This window comes from Streptomyces viridochromogenes DSM 40736 (assembly GCF_000158955.1).
Lineage (GTDB): Bacteria > Actinomycetota > Actinomycetes > Streptomycetales > Streptomycetaceae > Streptomyces > Streptomyces venetus.
Genome location: NZ_GG657757.1, coordinates 268924 through 289513, shown reverse-complemented (window position 1 = coordinate 289513; position 20590 = coordinate 268924). Strand labels below are relative to the sequence as shown.

20 protein-coding genes and 4 pseudogenes are annotated in these 20590 nt (G+C 71.8%); 12 read left to right on the top strand and 12 right to left on the bottom strand.

Annotation, left to right across the window (positions count from 1 at the left end; translation table 11 throughout):
* Window positions 1-4: 4 nt before the first annotated feature.
* Window positions 5-808 carry a VOC family protein gene (locus SSQG_RS01360; protein ID WP_003987850.1) on the bottom strand — a complete coding sequence of 268 codons (804 nt, stop codon included), beginning with the start codon at window positions 806-808 and terminating at the stop codon, window positions 5-7.
* Window positions 809-1058: 250 nt separating this feature from the next.
* On the opposite strand from SSQG_RS01360, the gene SSQG_RS01355 reads away from it, so the two are divergent.
* A complete protein-coding gene (locus tag SSQG_RS01355) occupies window positions 1059-1379 on the top strand; it encodes an ANTAR domain-containing protein (RefSeq protein WP_208865614.1) in 321 nt (106 codons plus the stop codon).
* 33 nt (window positions 1380-1412) lie between these two features.
* Here SSQG_RS01355 and SSQG_RS01350 read toward each other — a convergent pair whose 3' ends face one another.
* A complete protein-coding gene (locus tag SSQG_RS01350) occupies window positions 1413-2204 on the bottom strand; it encodes an RNA polymerase sigma factor SigF (protein WP_003987848.1) in 792 nt (263 codons plus the stop codon).
* Between the two features lie 284 nt (window positions 2205-2488).
* On the opposite strand from SSQG_RS01350, the pseudogene SSQG_RS42370 reads away from it, so the two are divergent.
* From SSQG_RS42370 to SSQG_RS01335, 3 genes and pseudogenes are all read left to right on the top strand, one after another.
* Window positions 2489-2686: pseudogene (locus SSQG_RS42370) on the top strand (MarR family transcriptional regulator); the annotation flags it as partial.
* A 1-nt stretch (window position 2687) separates the two neighbouring features.
* Window positions 2688-3253, top strand: a pseudogene (locus SSQG_RS38715) (ABC transporter permease).
* Window positions 3254-3444: 191 nt separating this feature from the next.
* The gene (locus SSQG_RS01335; protein WP_003987845.1) at window positions 3445-3966 is read left to right on the top strand and encodes a hypothetical protein; all 522 of its coding nucleotides are present in this window, start codon (window positions 3445-3447) and stop codon (window positions 3964-3966) included.
* A 24-nt stretch (window positions 3967-3990) separates the two neighbouring features.
* On the opposite strand, the gene hemC is transcribed toward SSQG_RS01335, so the two are convergent.
* The 3 genes from hemC to ligD (SSQG_RS01320) form a co-directional block, all read right to left on the bottom strand.
* Window positions 3991-4926 carry a hydroxymethylbilane synthase gene (hemC, locus tag SSQG_RS01330; RefSeq protein WP_003987844.1) on the bottom strand — a complete coding sequence of 312 codons (936 nt, stop codon included), beginning with the start codon at window positions 4924-4926 and terminating at the stop codon, window positions 3991-3993.
* Between the two features lie 157 nt (window positions 4927-5083).
* Window positions 5084-5857: an NPP1 family protein gene (locus SSQG_RS01325; protein ID WP_003987843.1), complete on the bottom strand. Its 774-nt coding sequence runs from the start codon at window positions 5855-5857 to the stop codon at window positions 5084-5086.
* Between the two features lie 139 nt (window positions 5858-5996).
* On the bottom strand, window positions 5997-6977 hold the full coding sequence (gene ligD, locus SSQG_RS01320) for a non-homologous end-joining DNA ligase (RefSeq protein ID WP_003987842.1): 981 nt from the start codon (window positions 6975-6977) through the stop codon (window positions 5997-5999).
* 453 nt (window positions 6978-7430) lie between these two features.
* Between ligD (SSQG_RS01320) and SSQG_RS42365 the strand changes: the two are divergent.
* The 5 genes and pseudogenes from SSQG_RS42365 to SSQG_RS42360 form a co-directional block, all read left to right on the top strand.
* Window positions 7431-7616, top strand: a pseudogene (locus SSQG_RS42365) (ferredoxin); the annotation flags it as partial.
* Between the two features lie 56 nt (window positions 7617-7672).
* The gene (locus tag SSQG_RS01315) at window positions 7673-8194 is read left to right on the top strand and encodes a MarR family winged helix-turn-helix transcriptional regulator (protein WP_039934607.1); all 522 of its coding nucleotides are present in this window, start codon (window positions 7673-7675) and stop codon (window positions 8192-8194) included.
* Between the two features lie 180 nt (window positions 8195-8374).
* Complete coding sequence (locus tag SSQG_RS01310; RefSeq protein ID WP_003987839.1) at window positions 8375-8755, top strand: DoxX family protein; 381 nt, start codon at window positions 8375-8377, stop codon at window positions 8753-8755.
* On the top strand, window positions 8752-9219 hold the full coding sequence (locus SSQG_RS01305; protein WP_003987838.1) for a peroxiredoxin: 468 nt from the start codon (window positions 8752-8754) through the stop codon (window positions 9217-9219). Before SSQG_RS01310 ends, SSQG_RS01305 begins: the two co-directional genes overlap by 4 nt.
* A gap of 91 nt (window positions 9220-9310) precedes the next feature.
* Window positions 9311-9513 (top strand): annotated as a pseudogene (locus SSQG_RS42360) (ATP-binding protein); the annotation flags it as partial.
* A 9-nt stretch (window positions 9514-9522) separates the two neighbouring features.
* Here SSQG_RS42360 and ligD (SSQG_RS01300) read toward each other — a convergent pair.
* From ligD (SSQG_RS01300) to SSQG_RS01290, 3 genes are read right to left on the bottom strand one after another with little or no spacing between them, the layout of a single operon-like run.
* On the bottom strand, window positions 9523-10554 hold the full coding sequence (gene ligD, locus SSQG_RS01300; protein ID WP_003987837.1) for a non-homologous end-joining DNA ligase: 1032 nt from the start codon (window positions 10552-10554) through the stop codon (window positions 9523-9525).
* 6 nt (window positions 10555-10560) lie between these two features.
* On the bottom strand, window positions 10561-11169 hold the full coding sequence (locus SSQG_RS01295) for a DNA polymerase ligase N-terminal domain-containing protein (protein WP_039931739.1): 609 nt from the start codon (window positions 11167-11169) through the stop codon (window positions 10561-10563).
* Between the two features lie 35 nt (window positions 11170-11204).
* Window positions 11205-12035, bottom strand: coding sequence for an aldo/keto reductase (locus SSQG_RS01290; RefSeq protein WP_003987836.1), 831 nt, complete (start codon window positions 12033-12035; stop codon window positions 11205-11207).
* A gap of 109 nt (window positions 12036-12144) precedes the next feature.
* Between SSQG_RS01290 and SSQG_RS01285 the strand changes: the two genes are divergently transcribed.
* The gene (locus SSQG_RS01285; protein ID WP_003987835.1) at window positions 12145-13209 is read left to right on the top strand and encodes a LacI family DNA-binding transcriptional regulator; all 1065 of its coding nucleotides are present in this window, start codon (window positions 12145-12147) and stop codon (window positions 13207-13209) included.
* Here the strand turns inward: SSQG_RS01285 and SSQG_RS01280 are convergent.
* From SSQG_RS01280 to SSQG_RS01265, 4 genes are read right to left on the bottom strand one after another with little or no spacing between them, the layout of a single operon-like run.
* On the bottom strand, window positions 13172-14548 hold the full coding sequence (locus SSQG_RS01280; RefSeq protein WP_003987834.1) for a glycoside hydrolase family 32 protein: 1377 nt from the start codon (window positions 14546-14548) through the stop codon (window positions 13172-13174). The two genes, SSQG_RS01285 and SSQG_RS01280, sit on opposite strands and share 38 nt — an antisense overlap.
* Window positions 14545-15399 carry a carbohydrate ABC transporter permease gene (locus tag SSQG_RS01275; RefSeq protein WP_039931737.1) on the bottom strand — a complete coding sequence of 285 codons (855 nt, stop codon included), beginning with the start codon at window positions 15397-15399 and terminating at the stop codon, window positions 14545-14547. Before SSQG_RS01275 ends, SSQG_RS01280 begins: the two co-directional genes overlap by 4 nt.
* 14 nt (window positions 15400-15413) lie before the next feature.
* Complete coding sequence (locus tag SSQG_RS01270) at window positions 15414-16370, bottom strand: carbohydrate ABC transporter permease (protein ID WP_003987832.1); 957 nt, start codon at window positions 16368-16370, stop codon at window positions 15414-15416.
* Window positions 16367-17776: an extracellular solute-binding protein gene (locus SSQG_RS01265; protein WP_003987831.1), complete on the bottom strand. Its 1410-nt coding sequence runs from the start codon at window positions 17774-17776 to the stop codon at window positions 16367-16369. Before SSQG_RS01265 ends, SSQG_RS01270 begins: the two co-directional genes overlap by 4 nt.
* Window positions 17777-17936: 160 nt before the next feature.
* On the opposite strand from SSQG_RS01265, the gene SSQG_RS01260 reads away from it, so the two are divergent.
* Window positions 17937-19481, top strand: a complete 1545-nt coding sequence (locus SSQG_RS01260) for a glycoside hydrolase family 32 protein (RefSeq protein WP_039931736.1) — start codon at window positions 17937-17939, stop codon at window positions 19479-19481.
* Between the two features lie 84 nt (window positions 19482-19565).
* Window positions 19566-20540, top strand: a complete 975-nt coding sequence (locus tag SSQG_RS01255; protein WP_003987829.1) for a TauD/TfdA dioxygenase family protein — start codon at window positions 19566-19568, stop codon at window positions 20538-20540.
* Window positions 20541-20590: the final 50 nt, after the last annotated feature.

Genomic DNA, 20590 nt, shown 5'->3' with positions numbered 1-20590 from the left:
GGGCTCAGCGGGTTCTGCGCGCCGTCACCGTGAACTGCGCGCCGTCGTGGTCGCGCAGCACGGCCTCGTCGCTGCCCTTGGACAGCACGCTGCCGCCGTGCAGTTCCGCGGCGCGGGCGCAGGCCTCGACGTCGTCGACGGTGAAGTGGACCTGCCAGTGCGGCCGGATCGCCGGGTCGGGGGCGGACTCCAGTGCCCCCGACTCGATCCGGGCCACCACGTCGCCGCGGCTGCGCAGGACGACCTCGCCGCCCTCGTAGTGGACCTCGCAGCAGCCGGGGTGCTGCGACGCCCAGTCGAGGACCTCGCCGTAGAAGATGGCGGCGTCGAACGCGTCCCGCGTGTGCAGCGTGATGAAGGCGGGCTGTGCGGTGCGCCAGGTCTCCCAGTCGGTGAACAGATCACCCTCCCAGACCCCGAAAGTCGCCCCGTCCCGGTCGGCCAGCAGCGCCGCCCGCCCCGGGGGCAGCGAGATCGGCCCGACCGCGACCGTGCCCATGCGTTCCTGCACCCGTGCCACCGCGGCGTCCGCACTCCGCACGGCGAAGTACGGCGTCCACGCCACGGCCATCTGCCACATGGTGGCCACCCCGGCGATCCCGGCCACCGGCGAGCCGTCGACCAGTGCGATCCGGAAGGGGTCGCCGAGCTTGGCCGGCCGCCACTGCCAGCCCAGGACGGCCCCGTAGAACTCCTCCGTCGCCTTGACGTCCCGACTGGTCAGGCTCACCCAGCAGGGCGCGCCGAACACGGAGTGTGATGAGACGACGTCCTTGGTGCCGGAGGGGGTGGGCATGTCGTGGTTCATGGGTCGCGTCCTGATCTCGTCGGCCTGGCAGCCACCGGAGGGATGACACCAGTGTCCAACCGGAACCCTCGTGGGCGCCTGCCGAGTACCCCGGCCGCGGTACCGAAACGGCGTGGTGAACCGGCCTGGACCGCCCCGGTGGCACCGGGCGGTCCGAGTGACGACGATGGAGGCGTCGGACACTGCGTCAAGGCACTCAAGCACCATGTGGGGCCAGGCGGACAGCGGCGCACCGGACCCGGAGGTGACCATGCCCACGGACGGGGGCTCGGAGCGGATCATCGAGTTGCAGGAAGAGGTCCAGCAGCTCAAGGAGGCGGTCGTCTCACACGCCGTCGTCGACCAGGCGATCGGGATGGTCGTCGCGCTCGGCCGGGTCTCACCCGACCAGGGATGGGCCGTGCTGAAGGACGTCTCCCAGCACACCAACATCAAGCTGCGCAGTGTCGCGGAACTGATCCTCGTCTGGGGGCGCACCGGGGCGATGCCCCGGGAGATCCGGGCCGCTCTGGAGGACGCCCTCGACCGGGCGGGACCGACCCAGGTCCCCGGAGCGCCGCCGGAGCGGTGATCCGCCCGGGCGGCGCCTGTGCCGGGCCCGCGCTCACCGGGCCTCGGTGAGCAGTTCCTCCCGGAGATGGGCGAAGCAACTGCTGAGCAGCCGTGAGACGTGCATCTGCGAGATGCCGAGCTGCTCCGCTATACGGCTCTGCGTCATGCCCTTGAAGAACCGCAGGTAGAGGATGATGCGCTCGCGCTCCGGCAGCGCCTCCAGACAGGGCTTGACGGCCACGCGGTTGACCACGGTGTCGAAGGCCGGGTCGGGCCCGCCGATCGCGTCCCCGAGGGCGTAGCCGTCCGTGCCGGGCATCTCCGCCTCCAGCGACAGCGCCGAGAAGCACTCCAGGGCCTCCGTGCCGGTACGCACCTCGCCCTCGGTGAGATGCGCGTACTCGGCGATCTCGGCGACGGTGGGGGCCCGGCCCAGGGTGGTCTGGGACAGCTCCTTGACGGCGTGCCGCACCCGGTTGCGCAGGTCCTGTACCCGGCGGGGGACGTGCAGCGTCCACATGTGGTCGCGGAAGTGGCGCTTGATCTCACCGGTGACCGTCGGTACGGCGTACGCCTCGAAGGCGTTGCCCCGGGCCGGGTCGTAGTGGTCGACGGCCTTCACCAGGCCGAGGGCCGCCACCTGGTACAGGTCCTCCAGGGCCTCGCCACGGCCCCTGAAGCGGACGGCGATCCGCTCGGCCATGGGGAGCCAGGCCTCGACCAGTTCGTCGCGCAGGGCCTTGCGCTCGGGCCCCTCGGGGAGCCGTGCGAGGCGGTCGAACGCCGCGGCGGTGTCGGGGGCGTCGTCGTGGGGGTGCGTTCTGGTGCTGCCGGCGATACGCATGGTGCGCACCTCCCTGAGCAGGTGCCGAATGGACGGACACCGTGGGAAGCGCGGGCTCGGACCTCAGGAGGGGACCGGGGGCCCGGGCGGCTCCCACGGACGTGCCTCAAGTCCGAAGCACTTCATCGCCCATTCCCGGGCGGGAAATTACGAAACAACTCCGACAATACGCCCATCCGTGGGTCCGGGCCTGCGCAGGCGGCCCCGGTTCGCCATGGATCCGGGTGCATCTCCTGACCTCACCATGGGCCCGATTACCTCTGTCCCAGAGCTGATCTCGGCGTATGGAGCCGGAGACGTTCTCCGAAGAGCTGGCCGGCGTGCTGGTCGGGGTCCAGCGGCTGATCCGGCGGCGCCTGCGCCGGGAGAGGCCAGGCCCCCGGCTGCGCGGCGCCGAGGTGGAGCTGCTCCGCCTGGCCGTGACCCGGCCCGGCATCGGCATCTCCGACGCGGCGAAGGACCTCGGCCTCGCGGCCAACTCGGGTGAGGTCTTCGGGCTGCTCGGCCCCAACGGCGCCGGCCAGGACCACGGCCGTCTGCTGCATCACCACCCTGCTCCCGGTCACGCACATCAGGGTGATCCCGACCGGCGGCATCCCCTACGTCGACTACCTGGCGCCCGGCATGATCGCCCAGTCCGCGATGTTCATCGCCATCTTCTACGGCGTCCAGATCATCTGGGAGCGCGACGCCGGCGTCCTGAACAAGCTCCTCGTCACCCCGACCCCGCGCTCGGCCCTGATCACCGGCAAGGCCTTCGCGGCCGGTGTGAAGTCGCTCGTCCAGGCGGTGGTCGTCCTCCTCGTCGCCGCGCTGCTCGGCATGGCGCTCACCTGGAACCCGGTCAAGCCGCTCGCCGTCGCCGCGATCGTCCTCCTCGGCTCGGCCTTCTTCTCCTGCCTGTCCCCCTGTACCCGGTGTCCGTGATGCCGGGCCGGTTCCAGGCCGTCAGCAGGGCCAACCCCCACAGCTACGAAGTGGACGCCCTGCGCGGCCTCCTCCTCGGCACACACCACCACTTGGCGCTGCTGGGCCGTCTGGCCCGTTGATCTTCACTCTGGAAAGTGATGTGCGGCACGCCTCGGTAACCGCTTTCTCGACCTGTGTCCGGATAACTGCTGGGCACGGCTTGATCACCGATCAAAAGGGATGAACTGCCTGGCCACAGCGCATTCTGCTCATTTGACAGTGCGCTGAGACCACAGATAGGAAGCAGCTTCCAGAGGTCGAGAGGGGCACCGTGTACGAGCCGAACGTGGTCGGGGACTGGCAGGAGTACGACGAGCATGCCGGTCTGCGCGTCCGCGTCCACCGTCTGGAGCCGGCCGAGCCGCCCCGGGGCCGTGACGACGCCGCCGACGGGCTGACGTACTTCTGTCTCCGCGTGACGGTCGAGAACCGCGGCAGCCGGCACCTCGGCGTCCATCTCGAGGACGGCCAGATCGACGTGCGGATCGGCCCGGACGGGGAGAGCGCCTTCCTCGACTGGCGCAACTCGCAGTTCATCGAGGGCTTCGACGTCTATCCGCTGCGCCGGGTCACCGCAGTCCTCTACGCGGCCGGCGCCGAGGCGTCCCTGGGGCTCGTGGACGTGCAGGTCCAACTGCGCGTCGAGGAGGAGTGGACCGACCGCCGGCTGTGGTCGGGCGGCATCGGGGTGCACGAGGGATCCGCCGGGGCCCAGCAGGGCGCGGTACGGGACAGCCTGGCGCACCAGGTCAGCGTGTTCCTGCAGGACCAGGCGGGCGAAGGCACCGCCTGATCCCGTGTCAGGGCGTCCCGCCGGTCAGTGCGGGATGCCGTCGATGATCTCGCGGGCGCCCTGCCGCAGCAGGGCCACGGCGACCGAGGTGCCGAGCGTGGCCGGGTCGAGCCGGCCCGCCCACTCGTGGGCGTTCAGCCGGGTCTTGCCGTCGGGGGTGAACACACAGGCGCGCAGCGACAGTTCGCCACTGCGGTCCACGTGCGCGAACCCGGCGATCGGGCTGTTGCAGTGCCCCTGGAGCACGTGCAGGAACATACGCTCGGCCATCGTCTCCCGGTAGGTGTCCGGGTCGCCGAGACCGCTCACCGCGTCGATCAGGTCGGCGTCGTCCTCGCGGCACTGGAGCGCCAGGACGCCCGCGCCGATGGGCGGCATCATCGTCTCGGTGGAGAGGATCTCGCTGATCACGTCCTGCCGGCCGATCCGCTCCAGGCCGGCGACCGCGAGCAGCAGGGCGTCGGCCTCTTTGGCCGCCAGCTTCGCCAGGCGCCGGTTGGCGTTGCCGCGGAAGGGCACGCACTCCAGGTGCGGGTGGGTGGCGGCCAGTTGGGCGACCCGGCGCACCGAGGAGGTGCCGATCCGCGTCCCGGCCGGCAGCTCGTCCAGGGTGAGGCCGTCCGGGTGGATCAGGGCGTCGCGGATGTCGTCCCGCTCGAGGAACGCGGCGAACACGGTGCCCGCCGGGAGCGGCCGGTCGGCGGGGACGTCCTTCACGCAGTGCACGGCGAGGTCGGCCTCGCCGGCCAGCAGCGCCGCGTCGACCTCCTTGGTGAACGCGCCCTTGCCCTCGACCTGGGACAGATCGCCCATCCACTTGTCGCCGGTGGTCTTCACCGGCACGACCTCGGTGCGCACTCCGGGGTGGGCGGCGGCCAACTCGGTCCGGACGCGCTCCACCTGGGCGAGGGCCATGGGGGAGTCGCGGGAGACGATGCGGATCAGTTCGGGGACGGACATGCGGACACGATAGACCCTCCCGCGGGTACGTTCGTGCCGTACCTTCCCGACCGCCGGCGCCTCCAGGACCGTCGGGCGTGGTCGGTGGGCGGATCGGAAGCGCCGGGGAAAGCCGGACCCGGCCGGGGCTCAAGGCCCGCGACCGGGTCGTGCGGGATCAGGCGTAGGGGTCGAAGGAGATGCCGGAGGGCTTGGCGGAGGCCAGGTGGTTGGCGAAGTTCGCGTCCTTCAGGCCGAAGTTGGCGCTGCCGAAGTCGTAGGACGCGAGCTTGTCGCGCACCCCGGCCGGGTAGCCGTTCCAGCCGACCAGCGGCGGGTACTGCCAGGTGCCCTTGTGGTTCTCCGGCGGCTCGTCGCCGGAGCCCGCCAGGCGGAAGCAGTGCGTGCTGACGCCGTCCTTGTGGTAGACGATCTTCGGGTGCGTGCCGTCGAAGCGGACCTCGGACGTCGCGTGGACGTCGAACGAGCCGTGGGCGGACGTCGACACGTACTTGACCTGGTTGTTCTGCACGAACACAGCGACGTGCTCGAAGTCGTGCCGGTGGCCGCCGATGCTGCTGCCGGCCAGGGCCTGGTCCTTCTCGAAGTAGAGCGCGTACAGGATGGCGCACCAGCCGTTGTTGCACTTGTAGCGCGAGTAGCCGTTGGTGTTGTCGAGGTCCGAGGCGTCGCGGCAGTTCCCGTTGAGGGCGCCGGTCGGGTTGAGACCGCCGTTGACCGTGCCGTCCGGGCCGATCGCCGGCGTGGAGTAGCAGCCGTCGGTGTCGTAGTCGTAGGCGGGCTGGAACGTCTGCTCCAGCGACTCCGCGTTGGCGGGCAGCGCCCGTGGCGGGGCGGCGAACGCGGTGGCGGGGAGGGCGAGGACGAGGGCGGTGGCACCGGCCAGTCCGGTGAGCCATCTCCTGCGGGGTGCGAACGGGCGTGACGACACTGCGTCCTCCTCTTGGGCGCAGCCCAACGGCTGTGGGGGAAAGGGAGGTTCAGCTTCCAGGCTGAACGCGTCCATGCCAAGAGGAAGGTGTGATCCCAGAGGTGAAGCACAGCCCAACAGTCGTGATCCTGGAGCCGTTTCAGACCAGGTCGTCCGGGATGTCGGCCGCCGCTTCTTCCGGCGTGAGGTCCGGCCGGAGCCGCAGCCAGGACGGCTGTCGCAGTCGTCCGTCGCGGGTGCGGGTGCTGTAGCGGACCTCGCCGACCAGCCGGGGGACGACCCAGTGCGCGCCCGGAGCGCGCGGGACGGGGTCGAACGGGCAGACGTCGGTGGCGGTGGCCCTCAGCAGCCCGGCGAGTTCCGTCCGTTCGGCCTCGCTCCAGCCGGTTCCCACGCTCCCGACGTAGCGCAGCCGCCCCGCGGCTCGCTGCCCGACGAGTACCGCCCCCGGCAGGCCGGTGAGACGGCCCTTGCCGGGCTGCCAGCCGCCGACCAGGACGTCCTCGGTGCGCATGTTGCGGATCTTGATCCAGGCCCGGGAGCGCACCCCCGGCTCGTACACCGAGTCCAGCCGCTTGCAGACCAGGCCCTCCAGGCCGTGCTCGCGCGTGGCGGCCAGGGCCTCGGCGCCGTGGCCGACGAGCGCGGCCGGCGTCGACCAGGAGGGTCCGGACAGACCGAGGTCCTGCAGGGCCGAGCGGCGGCGTGCGTAGGGGAGCCGGATCAGGGAGCGGCCCGCCAGGTGCATCACGTCGAACAGCACGAGGTGGACCGGGACCTCCGCCGCCCGCCGGGCCGCCCTGGCCGGCGCGTGGGCCAGGCCCATGCGGGACTGGAGCAGCTGGAAGTTCGCCCGGCCCTCGTCGTCCAGGGCCAGGATCTCCCCGTCCAGAACGGCAGGCACGGGACCGAGGACGGCGCCCAGCGGCAGCAGTTCGGGATAGGCGCCCGTGATGTCCTCCCCCGAACGGGCGCGCAGGAGCACGTTGCCGTCCCCGGGGAGATAGACCACCGAGCGCTGGCCGTCCTGCTTGGTCTCGTAGGCCCAGCGCTCGTCCTGCGCGGCGGGCGGCAGCGTGCCGGGCGTGGCGAGCATGGGCGGGATCAGCGGCAGGTCCACGGGTGAGGTGTGGACGTCCCGGGGTACGGTCACGCGCGTTTTCCGCGTCTTTCGCCTGAACGGCGTCGACGCCCGGAATCCGGGGGAGCGACAGGTATTGCTTGAGTCAGGCAAGTGGAGTGGTGGGGTGGGCGTATGCCTACCTCGTCGCCGTACGGCACCCTCCGTGAGACGTCGACGCTCGCGCGCGGGGACGGGCGGCATGTGCTGGTCGTCGCGCGGGAGTCGGAGCTCGCGGAACTGTTGTCCGCCACCCTGGAGCCGATCCTGTGCGACGCCCGGTGCCGGGCGCGCCGCGGGGCGCGGGTGGTCTACAAGCGCCCTCTACCGCCGCATCCCGACGCTGAGGCTCGCCGCTCCGGTGGAGGAGCTGCCGTTCAAGCACGACGGATCCGTCTACGGCGTCTACGAACTGCCCGTCACCTGGTGACCCGGAAACCGGAGGAGACAGGCATGCGTGTGGAACGGGACGAGCCGAAGTGCGTAGCCTCGGGGCAGTGCGTGATGGCCGCTCCCGAGATCTTCGATCGGCGGGAGGAGGACGGCGTGGCCTTTGTGCTCGACGAGAAGCCCGCCGGTGAGTCCCTGGACGTCGTGCGCGAGGCCGTGGCGATCTGCCCGGCCGCCGCGATCCGGCTGGGGAGTGAACCGCTCAATTTACTTGAGTTACGCAACGAGATGGTAAAGTGGCGTTCATGTCCACACCACCGCTCCCCGACGTCCCCACCCCGGAAGTCATCGAGATCGAGCGTGCGCTCACCCGCATCACCTACCTGAGTACGCGCGCCCGCCAGCACGACCGGCTGATGGCCCTGGCGGGCGTGCCGCTCGACCGTGCCGCCGTCGCCCTGCTGCGGCAGGTCGCCGACTCCGAGCCGCTGCGGCCGGGGGAGCTCGCCGCCCGCCTGGGTGTGGAGGCCTCGCACGTCACGCGTACGGTGCAGCAACTGGAGAGGTCCGGCTACGTCACCCGCGTCCCCGACCCCGACGACCGCCGCGCCCAGCGCATCGAACTCACCGACGCCGGCCGGCAGGCCATCACCAAGATTCGCGAGGTCGGAGTCCGCGGCATGCAGCTGGCCCTGTCCGACTGGTCGCCCGAGGAACTGCGGCAGCTGGCCACCCTCTTCCACCGCATGGTCGACGACTTCCTCGCCCACGCCGGCGAGCCCGAGCCCCAGTCCGTGCCCCAGTCCGCCCCGGCGGGCAGCCCCTGATCCCCGGGGCCCACCGCTGCGGCTGGTCCTCCGCCAGCGCGTTCATCGACGTCTTCCGCCGCTCGTTCGGCTACACGCCGGGCACCCACAACCGCCGTGCCCGGCCCGTCGAAGCCCCCGGGGACACCCGCCCGATTACCGTCCAGTAATATCGCGCGGCAGGTCATCAGAGGAGGAACCGTGCCCCGGTCCGAACGCTCGCCCCTGCTGCTCGCCGGCCTGCTGGCCACCGCGGGAATCGCTCACTTCGCCGCCCCACGCCGATTCGACGAGACCATTCCGCGCAGCCTGCCCGGCACGCCCAGGACCTGGACCTATGTCAGCGGCGCCGCCGAGCTCGCCCTGGCCGCCGGCCTGGCACTGCCGCGCACCCGCAGGACGGCCGCGCTGGCCACGGCGGCGTTCTTCGTCGGGGTCTTCCCCGCCAACGTGAAGATGGCCGCCGACTGGCGCCACCGCCCCACGCCGCAGAAGGCCGCGGCCTTCGGCCGCCTGCCACTCCAGGTGCCCCTCGTGCTCTGGGCCCGCGGCGTCGCACGGAACGCGGAGGGCCGGTCGTGAGCGCACGCGTGGAGCCCGGGGACAAGGTCGAGGACTTCGCCCTGCCCGACGAGACCGGCACCGTCCGCAGCCTGTCCGGGCTGCTCGCCGAGGGGCCGGTCGTGCTCTTCTTCTACCCGGCCGCCCTCACCCCCGGCTGCACCGCACAGGCCTGCCACTTCCGCGACCTCGCCACCGAGTTCGCCGCCGTCGGCGCACGGCCCGTCGGCATCAGCGGGGACACCGTCGAGCGGCAGCAGGAGTTCGCGGGGCAGCACGCCCTCGGCATGCCCCTGCTGTCCGACACCGACGGCACGGTCCGCGAGCGCTTCGGCGTGAAACGCGGCTTCTCCCTGGCACCCACCAAGCGCACCACGTTCGTCATCGCGCAGGACCACACCGTCCTCGACGTCGTCCGCAGCGAACTGCGCATGAACGCGCACGCCGACCGGGCGCTCGCCGCGCTGCGCGCCCACCGGAGCTGACGCCGTCAGGAATGCTGCGCCGCGGTTGGTAGCAGACAACAGCCGCGGTTGATAGCAGACAACAAAGGGATAATCCTGCACGAATGGACATCTCCGTCTGATCCGCGACCAGACCCTCATCTGTGAGGTCTCCGACGGCAGTTCGACCTCCCCGCACCTGCGGCGGGCGCACCAGGACGACGAAGGCGGCCGCGGACTGCTGCTGGTCGCCCAGCTCACCCGGTGCTGGGGCAGCAGGCAGACCACCCGGGCAAGACGATCTGGTGCGAACAGCCGCTCACACCACTGTTCTGACCGGGCCGGTCATGCTGAGGCGCGCCCGGCCGGGCGTTCCCGCACCACGTCCCGGGGCTTCTTGTCGTCCCGCAGCCCCAGGTACCGCGGATGACGCAGCATGCCGTCCCGGGTCCACTCCGTGAACGCGATCTGCGCCACCAGTTCCGGCCGCACCCACCTCGCGCCCGCCTCCCGCACCGGCCCGTCGAACGGCGAGGCGCGCTCCCGCGCCCCCTCCAGCCGCTCGCGCAGGTCGAGCAGCGTACGCCGGTCGAACCCGGTGCCGACCTTGCCCGCGTACCGCAGCCGTTCCCCCTCGTAGTAGCCGAGGAGCAGCGCGCCGAGGCCCACGCGGCTGCCGGCCGGTTCGGTGAAGCCGCCGACGACGAACTCCTGCCCCTGGGAGCACTTCAGCTTCAGCCAGTCCGCCGACCGGCGCGGCTCGTAGACACCGTCGGCCCGCTTGGCGATCAGGCCCTCCCAGCCACGGGCACAGACGTCCGCCAGCAGCTCGGCGCCGCCCGTGTTGCGATGCGGTGTCAGCCGCAGCGGGGACCGGTACGCAAGCGCCCGGCGCAGCAGCGATTTCCGGGCCCGCAGTGGCAGCCGCCGCGTGTCGGCTCCGTCCAGCCGCAGCAGGTCGAACACGTAGTACGTCACGGCCACACTGCTCGCCGCCACGTCCTGACGCCGGGTCAGCCCCATGCGTTGCTGGAGCCGGGCGAAGTCGGTGCGTCCGCCCGTGAACGCGACGATCTCACCGTCCAGGACGAAGTCCCCGCAGGACTGGGCCGCGAGCGCGTCCACGATCTCCGGGTAGGTGTCGTTCAGTCGCCGGCCCGACCGGGACAGCAGCGTCACCCGCCCGCCCTCCCGGACCGCGAGCACCCGGATGCCGTCCAGCTTCCGCTCGAACACCCACTCCTCGCCGGGGTCCGAGAAGTCCCGCCGGTCGCTCAGCGTGGCGAGCATCGGGCGGGCCGCCAGCTCCGGCCCCGGTCGGGCCCGGCCCGCGAGCTGCCGCTGCCCGGCGGGGAGTGTCTCCAGGAGCCCGGCCACGGCCGCTCACTCCCCGGCCGCGTCCGAGGCCACCTGGGCGAGGGTGCGGCCGGACCGGGCGGACCGCGCCCGGCGGGGGTCGGGGGCGCCGTGCGTACCGGCCCGGCCCCCGGTACGCTTCACCAGCAGCCAGGCCTCCTCGCCGTCGTCACCGCTGCGGAACCGGGTCAGGGCGTACTCGCCGTGCAGTTTGGACCCGCTCAGCCGGAACGTGGCGTGTCCGCGCTCCAGCGACTCGGCGAAGTCCACGGACCGCCCCTTGCGATCGTGGCTGAGCGGCTCGTACGTGCCGTGGTCCCAGACGATCACCGTGCCGCCGCCGTACTCGCCGCGGGGGATCACGCCCTCGAACTCCTCGTACTCCAGCGGATGATCCTCGGTGGGCACGGCCAGCCGCTTGTCCTTCGGGTCGGCGGAAGGGCCCTTGGGGACGGACCAGGACTTCAGGACGTCGTCCACCTGCAGACGGAAGTCGAAGTGCATCGTGCTCGCGTCATGGATCTGCACCACGAACCTGGGCCGGTCCCCGGCGGGCTCCCCGCTTTCACGGGGCTCGCCGGTCCGGTCGAAGTCGCGTTTGCCGCGGTAGTCCCGCAGCCGGTCCCGCTCAGCCACGTTGCGGCTCCTTCCTCGCCGCCCCCGGGTACCCGTCAGAACTCCTCGTGCACCTCCGGGTCCCCGCCGACCCGCCGGTGCGCCCGGTCGGCGACGGCCCGCATCTCGTCGGCGTCCAGTTCAAAGCCGAAGACGTCGAGGTTCGCGCGCTGCCGCTCGGGGCTCGCAGACTTCGGGATGGGCACCGCGCCCAGTTGTGTGTGCCAGCGCAGGACGACCTGCCCGGGCGTCACCCCGTGCGCCTCGGCGATCCGCGCCACCGCGGGGTCGGCCAGCAGCGGAGTGCCCCGCCCCAGCGGGCTCCAGCTCTCGGTGAGGACACCCTTGGCCGCGTGGAAGGCGCGCAGCTCGTCCTGGGGCAGGAAGGGGTGCAGCTCGATCTGGTTGACCGAGGGCAGCACCCCGGTCTCCTTCTCCAGCCGCTCGATGTGCGCGGCCGTGAAGTTCGAGACGCCGATCGACCGGACGAGCCCGTCCTCGCGCAGCTTGATCATGGCCTTCCAGGAGTCGACGTACCGGTCCACGCGGGGCAGCGGCCAGTGGATCAGGTACAGGTCGACGTACTCCAGGCCCAGGCGGGCCCGGGACGCCTCGAAGGAGGCGAGGGTCTCCTCGTAGCCGTGGTGCCGGCCCGGGAGCTTCGTCGTCACGACGATCTCCTCCCGCGGCACGCCGCCGGTGGCGACGCCACGGCCGACCCCCGTCTCGTTGCGGTAGTTCGTCGCCGTGTCGACCAGGCGGTAGCCCGTCTCCAGGGCCGAGCGCACGGCCTCTTCCGCCCGGTCGTCGTCGAGCGGCCAGGTGCCCAGGCCGAGGGCCGGGATCGTCGTACCGTCGTTGAGCGTGTGTGTCGGGATGCTGATCACTGCCGGACCTTCCCGTCGACTGCGTGCGCGACTGTGTCGTCCCTCCAGCGTCACGGATAGGGTGAGCAATGATCAACCGGACGGGGTGGGGGTGAGGGCGGCGGACGGCATGGGCAGCGCCGAGGAGAAGCGGGCGACGGGATCGGGGCGTCCCACCTCGCGGGACGTCGCCCGGCTCGCCGGTGTGTCGCACACCGCGGTGTCCTTCGTGTTCAACGGCCGGGCCCAGGGCAACCTCTCGCCCGCCACCCAGGAGCGCATCCGGGAGGCCGCCGCCCGGCTCGGCTACCGGCCCGACCCCGTCGCCCGCGGCCTGCGCCGCAGCCGTACGGCGGTGATCGGCCTGGTCACCGACGAGATCGCCTCCTCGCCCTTCGCCGGGAGACTGCTGCGCGGCGCCATGGACACCGCCTGGGCCGGCGAGCACCTCGTCCTCACGGTCGACTCCGGCGGCGACCCGGCCAAGGAGGACGCGGCCGTCGCCGAGCTCCTCGACCGACGGGTCGACGGCATCATCTACGCGGCCATGTCGCTGCGCCGCGTCCGGGTCCCCGAGGGCCTGCACCGCACCCCCTCCGTGCTGGCCAACTGCCTGCCGGAGGACGATTCGCTGCCCGCCGTCATCCCCGCCGAGCGCGCCGGCGGCCGTACGGCGGCCCGGCTGCTGCTGGAACAGGGACACCGGCGGGTCGCGCTCGTCGGCGGGCACGACGACATCGCGTCGACGGAGCGGCTGCGCGGCTTCCGGGACGCGCTGCGCGCCGAGGGCATCACCGTGCCCAGGGACTGGGTCGTGCGGACCGGAGGGGAGATCTCCGGCGGCTACGAGGGCGTCGCCCGCCTCCTCGACGGAGCCCCGGCGGACCGCCGGCCCACCGGCGTCTTCTGCTACAACGACCGGGTCGCGGCGGGCGCCCTGCACGCCGCGACCCGGCTCGGGATCGCCGTACCCGGCGAGCTGTCGGTGGTGGGCTACGACGACCAGGAGCACATGGCCGCGCATCTCGCGCCGCCCCTCACCACGGTCGCGCTGCCCCACCGGGCGATGGGCGAGACCGCCGCGCGGCTGCTCCTCGACTCCATCGCCACCGGCCGGACACCGCCCGCCACCGTGCGCCGCCTGGCCTGCCCGGTGATCAGCCGCGAGTCGGTGGGACCAGCTCCCATCCGGTGACGGCCGCGCCCGGGGGCACCGTCAGCTCGCTGACATCGTCGGCCCGCCGGTAGACCCGTTCGGTGACCGTGGCCCGGTCGCCGACGAACAGCTCGTACAGCGAGCCGTCGGCGAGGACGCGCACGGTGAGCTCCTCGTCCGGTGGCACATGGACGACGACCGGCGCCCCGGGCTCCTTGCGGGGCCAGTCGTCACGGTGCAGGGTCAGCGTGCCCTCGTCCGGATCCAGGCGGACCGTGAGCTCGGCACCCGAGGCCGACCGCAGCAGACTCACGGTGGCACGGCGGCGGGCACTGACGGTCAGGTCGTAGGCCGCCGGCAGCGGGACCCGGCCCGGCGCGGTGACGAACGGCTCCGCGGCGTGCAGCCGGTGCAGCTCCGGCGCAGGGGCCACCCGCAGCGCCCCGTCCGGATGGACGTCGACGACCCGGGGTACGGTCAGCACACCGGCCCAGTCGGCCTCGCCCTGCTCGCGGGCCTCCCACGACCAGCCCCACATCAGGGCCCGGTCGGACTCCTGGAGCACCGCGGGTGCGTAGAAGTCGCGGCCGTGGTCCAAAAGGCCACCCGCCCGTGCGGTGAAGCGCAGGTCCGCGTCCAGACGTCCCGTCAGGTATCCGGTGGTCCACGGGTGGCCGTCCCACAGCGACACGACCAGCACCCACTCACCGCCCCGCGTCGCGTAGAGCTGCGGGCACTCCCAGCCGGTCGCCCGGTCGCCGAACGCCGCCGCGGCGGCCGGGTCCCGGCCGTCAAGGAGGACTCCCGCGAACCGCCAGTCCGTCAGGTCCTCGCAGTCGTACAGCAGGACCGACGGTGTCCCGTCGGCGTGCCCCGCGCCCACCAGCGCCCAGCGCCTGCCGTCGTGCCGGAAGACGAACGGGTCGCGGAACATCACCACGTCCAGCTCCTCCGGCGGGCCCGTCACCACCGGCGTGGGCACGGGAGTCCACTCGGTCAGCCCCGGGTCGTCAGGGTCGGCCGCCCGGGCCAGGCAGATCGTGCCGAGCCCCTCGTGGTGACGGTCGACCCCGGTGTAGACGGCCGTCGGCACACCCCCGTCGTCGACCACGCAGCCCGACCAGCAGCCCGCCTCGTCCGGGCCACCCGGCACCGGGGTGAGCGCGATCGGGTGGTGTTCCCAGTGGGCGAGGTCGGGGCTGGAGGCGTGGCCCCAGTGGACGTTCGCGTGCACCGGGGCGTCGGGGTTGTGCTGGTAGAAGAGGTGGTAGCGGCCGCGCCAGCGGAACGGGCCGTTGGGGTCGTTCATCCAGTTGGCGGGCGGGCGGACCCGGAAGCGCGGGGCGTGGGGATCCTGCGGGGGAGCGGCGAGGCTCAACGGTTGACTCCTACGGACGTGATGCCCTCACGCAGAGGGCGCTGGCCGACGACGAACACGGCCACGGCGGGGATCATGGAGAGGACGACACCGGCGAGCACCACCGAGATGGAGCCGGTGCCGAGGTTGCCCTGGAGGGAGACCAGTCCCAGCGGCAAGGTGTAGTTCTGGCCCGACGTCTCGAGGATCAGCGGGCGGAAGAATTCGTTCCAGTGGTAGTTGAAGGCCAGGACACCGACGATCGCGAGGCCCGGCGCGGCCAGCGGGGCGTACACCGACCGGAACGTGCGCCAGGGCCCGGCACCGTCCAGCATCGCCGCCTCGCCGAGGTCCTTCGGCATGCCCAGGAAGTACTGCCGCATCAGGAAGGTGCCGAACGCGGTCGGGAAGGCCGGGATGATCAGCCCGAGCAGGGTGTCGGTCAGGCTCATCGACTTCAGGACGAGGAACACCGGCACGATGGTGACCTGCAACGGCACCATCATGGTCGCCAGGACCAGACCGAACAGCGGCTTCTTGAAACGGAACTCCAGGCGGGCGAAGGCGTACCCGGCGAGACCCGCCGTGATCATCTGGCCCACCGCGACCAGGCCGGTGACCAACGTGGAGTTCAGGGCCAGCAGCCACACGTCGATCTGGTCGAACACCCCGCGGTAGGCCTCGGTGGAGGGGTTCGACGGGATGAGCCGCGGCGGCAGGTCGAACGCCTCTGCGGGCGTGCGCAGCGAGGTGGAGACCGTCCACACCACCGGGCCGAGGGTGAGCAGGGCGCAGACGGCCAGCCCGGCGATCCGCGCCCACGGCGCCAGCCCGTGGCGCGCCCGGCTGAGGGACAGGGTTGCTTGGCTCAAGGGACTCACCCGGCTCACTGGTAGTGGACGAAACGCCGGCTGAGCCGGAACTGGAGGGCCGTGACCGCCATGATCAGCACGAACAGCAGCACGCCCACCGCGGACGCCTCTCCGAAGCGGAGCTGCTCGAAGGCCCTCTCGTAGATCACCATCACGACCGTGCGGGTGGAGTCACCGGGACCGCCGTTGGTGAGGACGTACGGCTGCTCGAAGACCTGGAGCGCGTTGATGATGCCGACCACCGAGGCGACCAGCAGCGTCGGCGACAGCAGCGGCAGCGTCACGGTGAGGTGCTTGCGCAGACCCGTGGCGCCGTCCAGGGCGGCGGCCTCGTGGATCTCCTTCGGGATGTTGTTCAGACCGCCGACGAACAGCAGGAACGAGAAGCCGAACTGCTGCCAGACGTAGACCAGGACCACGGTCGCCATCGCCGCGTTCTGAGACGTCAGCCACGGCACCGGCGCGATCCCGACGAAGCCCAGCAGCCAGTTGATCACCCCGAAGTCCTGGTTGAACAGGTACTTCATCACCACCGAGATCGACGCGGCGGACAGCACCAGCGGGAAGAAGAACGCCGAGCGGAACACCGACCGCAGCCACACGGGCATCCGCCCGTTCAGCGTCAGCGCGAGCGCCAGCGCGACGAGGAGCTGCAGCGCCACCGCGAGCACCATGAAGACGAGGGTGTTGCGGAAGGACACCAGCACGGTCTCGTCGCCGAAGACCTCCCCGTAGTTGGAGAGTCCTGCGTAGCGCGGCGAGTCGATGACGTTCCAGTGGAACAGGCTCAGGACCACCGAGCCGACGATGGGAACGACCGTGAAGACGACGATGCCGACGATGGTCGGGGCCAGGAACAGCGTGGCCAGCAGCCGGCTGCCGCGGTCACGGGCCGAGGGACGCGGCGCGTCCTGCGCGGGCGCGGCCGAGGACCGGGCGGCTCGCGCGGCCGGTATCCGGGTGTTCGTCATGCGTCACGCTCCATGGCCTTCTCCAGGTCGCCCTGCAGCCGGCGCAGCGCGGGACGCACCGAGCGCGGGGAGGCCAGGGCCGTACCGGTGTGCTTGAGCAGCAGCTGCTCGACCTCGGCGACCTGCGGCGGCGCCGGAATCGGACCCGTGTCGGGGAACCGGTCGAGGGTGTCGTAGAAGACCGGCCAGTGTGCCGGTCCGGTCTCCTCGTACCGGCCGGCGGTCAGCATCGAGCGGCGGGCCGGGGTCGTCTGGTTCGTCGTGAACAGCCGCGTCAGGGTGTCCTTGCGGGCCGCGTACTTGATGAACTCCCAGGCCTCTTCCTGCTTCTTCGAGGTCCGCAGCAGCGCGTAGCCCGCCGCGCCGTACTGCATGCGCTGGGCGCGCCAGCGCGGGAAGTACTGCACGTCGAAGCCGTCCCGTTCCATGCCCGCCAGGTGCAGGCCGCCCGCCCAGAAACCGCCGGCCGGTGTGACCCCGACCCGGCCCGTGGAGAACACGCCGATGAGGTTCTGGCCGTTGCCGCCTTCGGGCCGGGTGCACAGGCCGTCCTGGACCAGGGAGGCGAGATAGTCGTAGACCTCCTCCACCCGGTCGTGCGTGGCCTGCGGCGTCGTCCACCGGAAGCCGCCGCCACGGCCCGTGCGCTGGTCCGCCGGGTAGAAGGAGTCCCACAGCCAGTCGCCGCCCGGGGCCTTGGTCTCCGCGAGCAGGTTGGTGTCGTTCGCGAACAGCCAGGGCACCACGCCGCCCCACAGCCGGTTGGTCCAGAAGTAGGGCGTGAAGCGGGAGCCGCTCGCCTTCTTCATGTCCCGCAGCAGCGCCGTGAAGTCGTCGCGGGTCCAGTCGGCGGGCGGGTACGCGGCTCCGGCCCGCCGCAGCACCTGCCGGTTGAGGTACATGTCGGCGGCGTTGAACTCCACCGGCAGCTGGTAGAGGCTGCCCTCGTACATCATCGACTCCACCAGCGAGGGGTGGACATCGGCGAAGTACTCCTCGAGCTCGTTCGCGTCCCGCCGCACCCACCTGTCCAGGGCGACGCCGAGCCGCTGGGCGAACAGCTGCACACCCTCGGTGGCCACGTACACCAGGTCGGGGGCGGTGCCCGCCGCCACCTGCGTGAGGATCTTCGCGAAGAAGTCCGACCAGTCCACGGCCTGCACCGCGTTGATCTGGAGCTTGATGTCGGGGTGCAGCTCGCGGAAGCCCTCGCGCAGGGTGCGGATGGCCTCCGGACCGTAGGCGGGGCCGAGCGTGGCGACGACGAGGGAGCCGTCGTCACGGCCGGGGATGTCGGCTCCGGTGAGCCGGTCCCAGCTCGCGGCGGTACCGGTCAGGGCGGCGGCCCCCGCGCCGTAGGCGCCGTACCGCAGCAGCGTGCGGCGGGTGAGGTGCGAGTCGGTCATCGTGCGAGGCCTAACTCGTGTTAGTCGAGGTCTGATTCCCCAGATGATGTGAGCGCCGCAGAGGCCTGTCAAGACGCGCGACCGCTTGACCTTTAACGAGTTAGGTTCCACAGTCCTGGTGCACATGAGCCGCCGTTTCCGACGAGAGGAACGAGGTGTGATGGGCGACTTCACCAGGAGGGCGCTGTTCGCGGGGTCGGCCGTGGGGGCCGTCGGCGCGTTGCTGCCCGCGACGGCGGGGCCGGCCGCGGCCCGGACGGGCCGTTCTCGCGCGAGCTACCGGGCCGCGTACCACTTCACCGCCCCGGACCAGTGGAAGAACGACCCGCAACGGCCGGTCTGGATCGACGGCGAGTACCACTACTACTACCTCTACAACGCCGACTACCTGTCCGGCGCGATCGGCACCGCCTGGCGCCTGGCCACCAGCACCGACCTGGTCTCCTTCACCGACCGGGGTGTCGCCGTGCCCAAGGACACCACCCCGGGCGGCGACGTCTGGTCGGGTTCGGCGGTGGTCGACACGGAGAACACCGCGGGCTTCGGGGCGGGCGCGGTCGTCGTCCTGGCCACGATGTCCCCGCACGACGGCGCGAGCGACCAGGCGCAGTACCTGTACTACTCCACGGACGGCGGCCGCACGTTCACACCGCACGGCACCGACCCGGTGCTGCCCAACCCCGGCGTGCGCGACTTCCGCGACCCGAAGGTGATCCGCGACGAGGAGCGCGGCCGGTGGGTACTGGCCCTCGCCGAGAACGACAAGGTCGGCTTCTACCACTCCGCCGACCTCAGGACCTGGACGTACGTGAGCGGCTTCGTCAAGAACGGCATCGGTGTGCTGGAGTGCCCCGACCTGTTCCGGATCCGCGCAGGGGACGGCACGGTGAAGTGGGTGCTGGGGGTGAGCGCCAACGGCAAGGGCGCCGGGCTGCCCAACACGTACGCCTACTGGACGGGCTCCTTCGACGGTACGGACTTCACCGCCGACGCGGCGGAGCCGCAGTGGCTCGACTACGGCTGGGACTGGTACGGGGCGGTCACCTTCGACAAGCGCGGCACCGACGGCAGCGTCGACGAGGGGACCCGCTACGCGATCGGCTGGCTCAACAACTGGGACTACGCCCACTTCACGCCCACCATCGACAGCGACGGCCTCAACGGCACCGACTCGATCGTCCGCGAGATCTCACTGCGGCGCGCGGCCGACGGCACGTACCACCTGGCGTCCCGGCCGGTCATGGCGCTCGACCGGTACGTCTCGCGCACGGTGCGGCTCGGCGACCTGGAGGTGGCGGGCACCCGCGTCCTCGACTACCGGGGCACCGCCTACGAACTGACCTGCGAGATCGCCTGGGAGCAGCTGACCGGAGCGGGGGTACAGCTGCGGCGCTCCCCGGACGGAGTCCGGCACATCGACGCGGGTGTCTACCGCGACTACGCCTTCCTGAACCGCCGCGGCACCGTGTCGCCCGACCAGTCGGGCAGGTTCCAGGAGAGCAGGAGCCCCTTCGATCCGGCCCGGCGCACGGTGCGGCTGCGGATCCTGGTCGACCGCACCTCGGTGGAGCTGTTCCTCGACGACGGCCGGTACACGCACTCGTCCGCGACCTTCCCGTACCTGGTCGACACGGGGCTCGCGCTCTTCACGCTCGACGGCGCGGCGGTGTTCCGGAACACGGTGATCCGGGAGTTCAGGGTGTGACGCGGGCCGGTGCGGTGTCGCCTCGGGCGGGGATCACTGACACGATCTTCAGCAGGGACCACGCCCACGACCAGCGGAGCGCTCATGACGACGGACAGCCCGATGACGGACGAGGCGGTGCGGGAGGCCGGGGTGGAGGTGAAGCCGGTCGCCGGGCACATCGGTGCCGAGATCAGCGGGGTCGATCTGGCTTCGCATCTCGACGACACCGTGGTCGCCGCGATCCGGGCGGCGGTGCTGCGGTGGAAGGTGGTGTTCTTCCGGGGGCAGCGGCTGGACCACACCGGGCACGTGACGTTCGCGCGCCGCTTCGGAGAGCCGGTGGTGCTGCCCCGGCGCGGCAAGGCCTCGCCGCCCGGCTTCCCCGAGATCGAGACGACCGCCGACCGGCTGGAACTGGGCGGGCGGTTCGGCATGGAGCACGACGAGTGGCTGCGGCGGCGCCGGCACACCCTGCTGCGCGGCTGGCACTGCGACCACGGCGCCCGCGTCGACCCGCCCGCCGCGACGATCCTGCGGGCGGAGACCGTCCCGCCCTACGGCGGCGACACCACCTGGTCGAACCTGGCGGCGGCGTACGCCGGACTCTCCGCGCCGCTGCGGGAGTTCGCCGACGGGCTGCGGGCCGAGCACCGGCTCGGCGTCGGCTACCAGCCCCGGCCCGGCGACGACGCCTACGTCCGCCACCTGCTGGACCGTCAGGTCGCGACGCTGCACCCGCTGGTGCGCGTCCACCCGGAGACGGGGGAGCGGGTCCTGTACGTCAACGGCTACTACGTCGAGCAGATCGCCGGCCTCTCCCGGCCCGAGAGCGGCGCGATCCTGGACCTGCTGCTGGAGCAGGCGGTCCGGCCCGAGTACACGGTCCGCTTCCGCTGGGAGCCGGGCAGTGTGGCGTTCTGGGACAACCGCGCCACCATGCACCTGGCTCCCGGCGACACCGCCCACCTCGACCACCCGCGGATCATGCACCGGGTGATGCTGGCCGGGGACGTGCCGGTCGGGGTGGACGGGAGGGCGTCGGAGCCCATCACCGGCACGGCACCCGGGCGTTGGTGATCCGGTGGACGGCGGGGCGCCCGAGTCGCGCACCTGGCCCCCGCCCCGCC

What these genes read in the sequence shown, in the direction of transcription:
- SSQG_RS01360 (WP_003987850.1), bottom strand. Translation starts at nt 808, where the DNA reads ATGAACCACGACATGCCCACCCCCTCCGGCACCAAGGACGTCGTCTCA.
- SSQG_RS01355 (WP_208865614.1), top strand. Translation starts at nt 1,059, where the DNA reads ATGCCCACGGACGGGGGCTCGGAGCGGATCATCGAGTTGCAGGAAGAG.
- SSQG_RS01350 (WP_003987848.1), bottom strand. Translation starts at nt 2,204, where the DNA reads ATGCGTATCGCCGGCAGCACCAGAACGCACCCCCACGACGACGCCCCC.
- hemC (WP_003987844.1), bottom strand. Translation starts at nt 4,926, where the DNA reads ATGTCCGTCCCCGAACTGATCCGCATCGTCTCCCGCGACTCCCCCATG.
- SSQG_RS01315 (WP_039934607.1), top strand. Translation starts at nt 7,673, where the DNA reads ATGTCCACACCACCGCTCCCCGACGTCCCCACCCCGGAAGTCATCGAG.
- SSQG_RS01285 (WP_003987835.1), top strand. Translation starts at nt 12,145, where the DNA reads ATGGGCAGCGCCGAGGAGAAGCGGGCGACGGGATCGGGGCGTCCCACC.
- SSQG_RS01270 (WP_003987832.1), bottom strand. Translation starts at nt 16,370, where the DNA reads ATGACGAACACCCGGATACCGGCCGCGCGAGCCGCCCGGTCCTCGGCC.
- SSQG_RS01265 (WP_003987831.1), bottom strand. Translation starts at nt 17,776, where the DNA reads ATGACCGACTCGCACCTCACCCGCCGCACGCTGCTGCGGTACGGCGCC.
- SSQG_RS01260 (WP_039931736.1), top strand. Translation starts at nt 17,937, where the DNA reads ATGGGCGACTTCACCAGGAGGGCGCTGTTCGCGGGGTCGGCCGTGGGG.
- SSQG_RS01255 (WP_003987829.1), top strand. Translation starts at nt 19,566, where the DNA reads ATGACGACGGACAGCCCGATGACGGACGAGGCGGTGCGGGAGGCCGGG.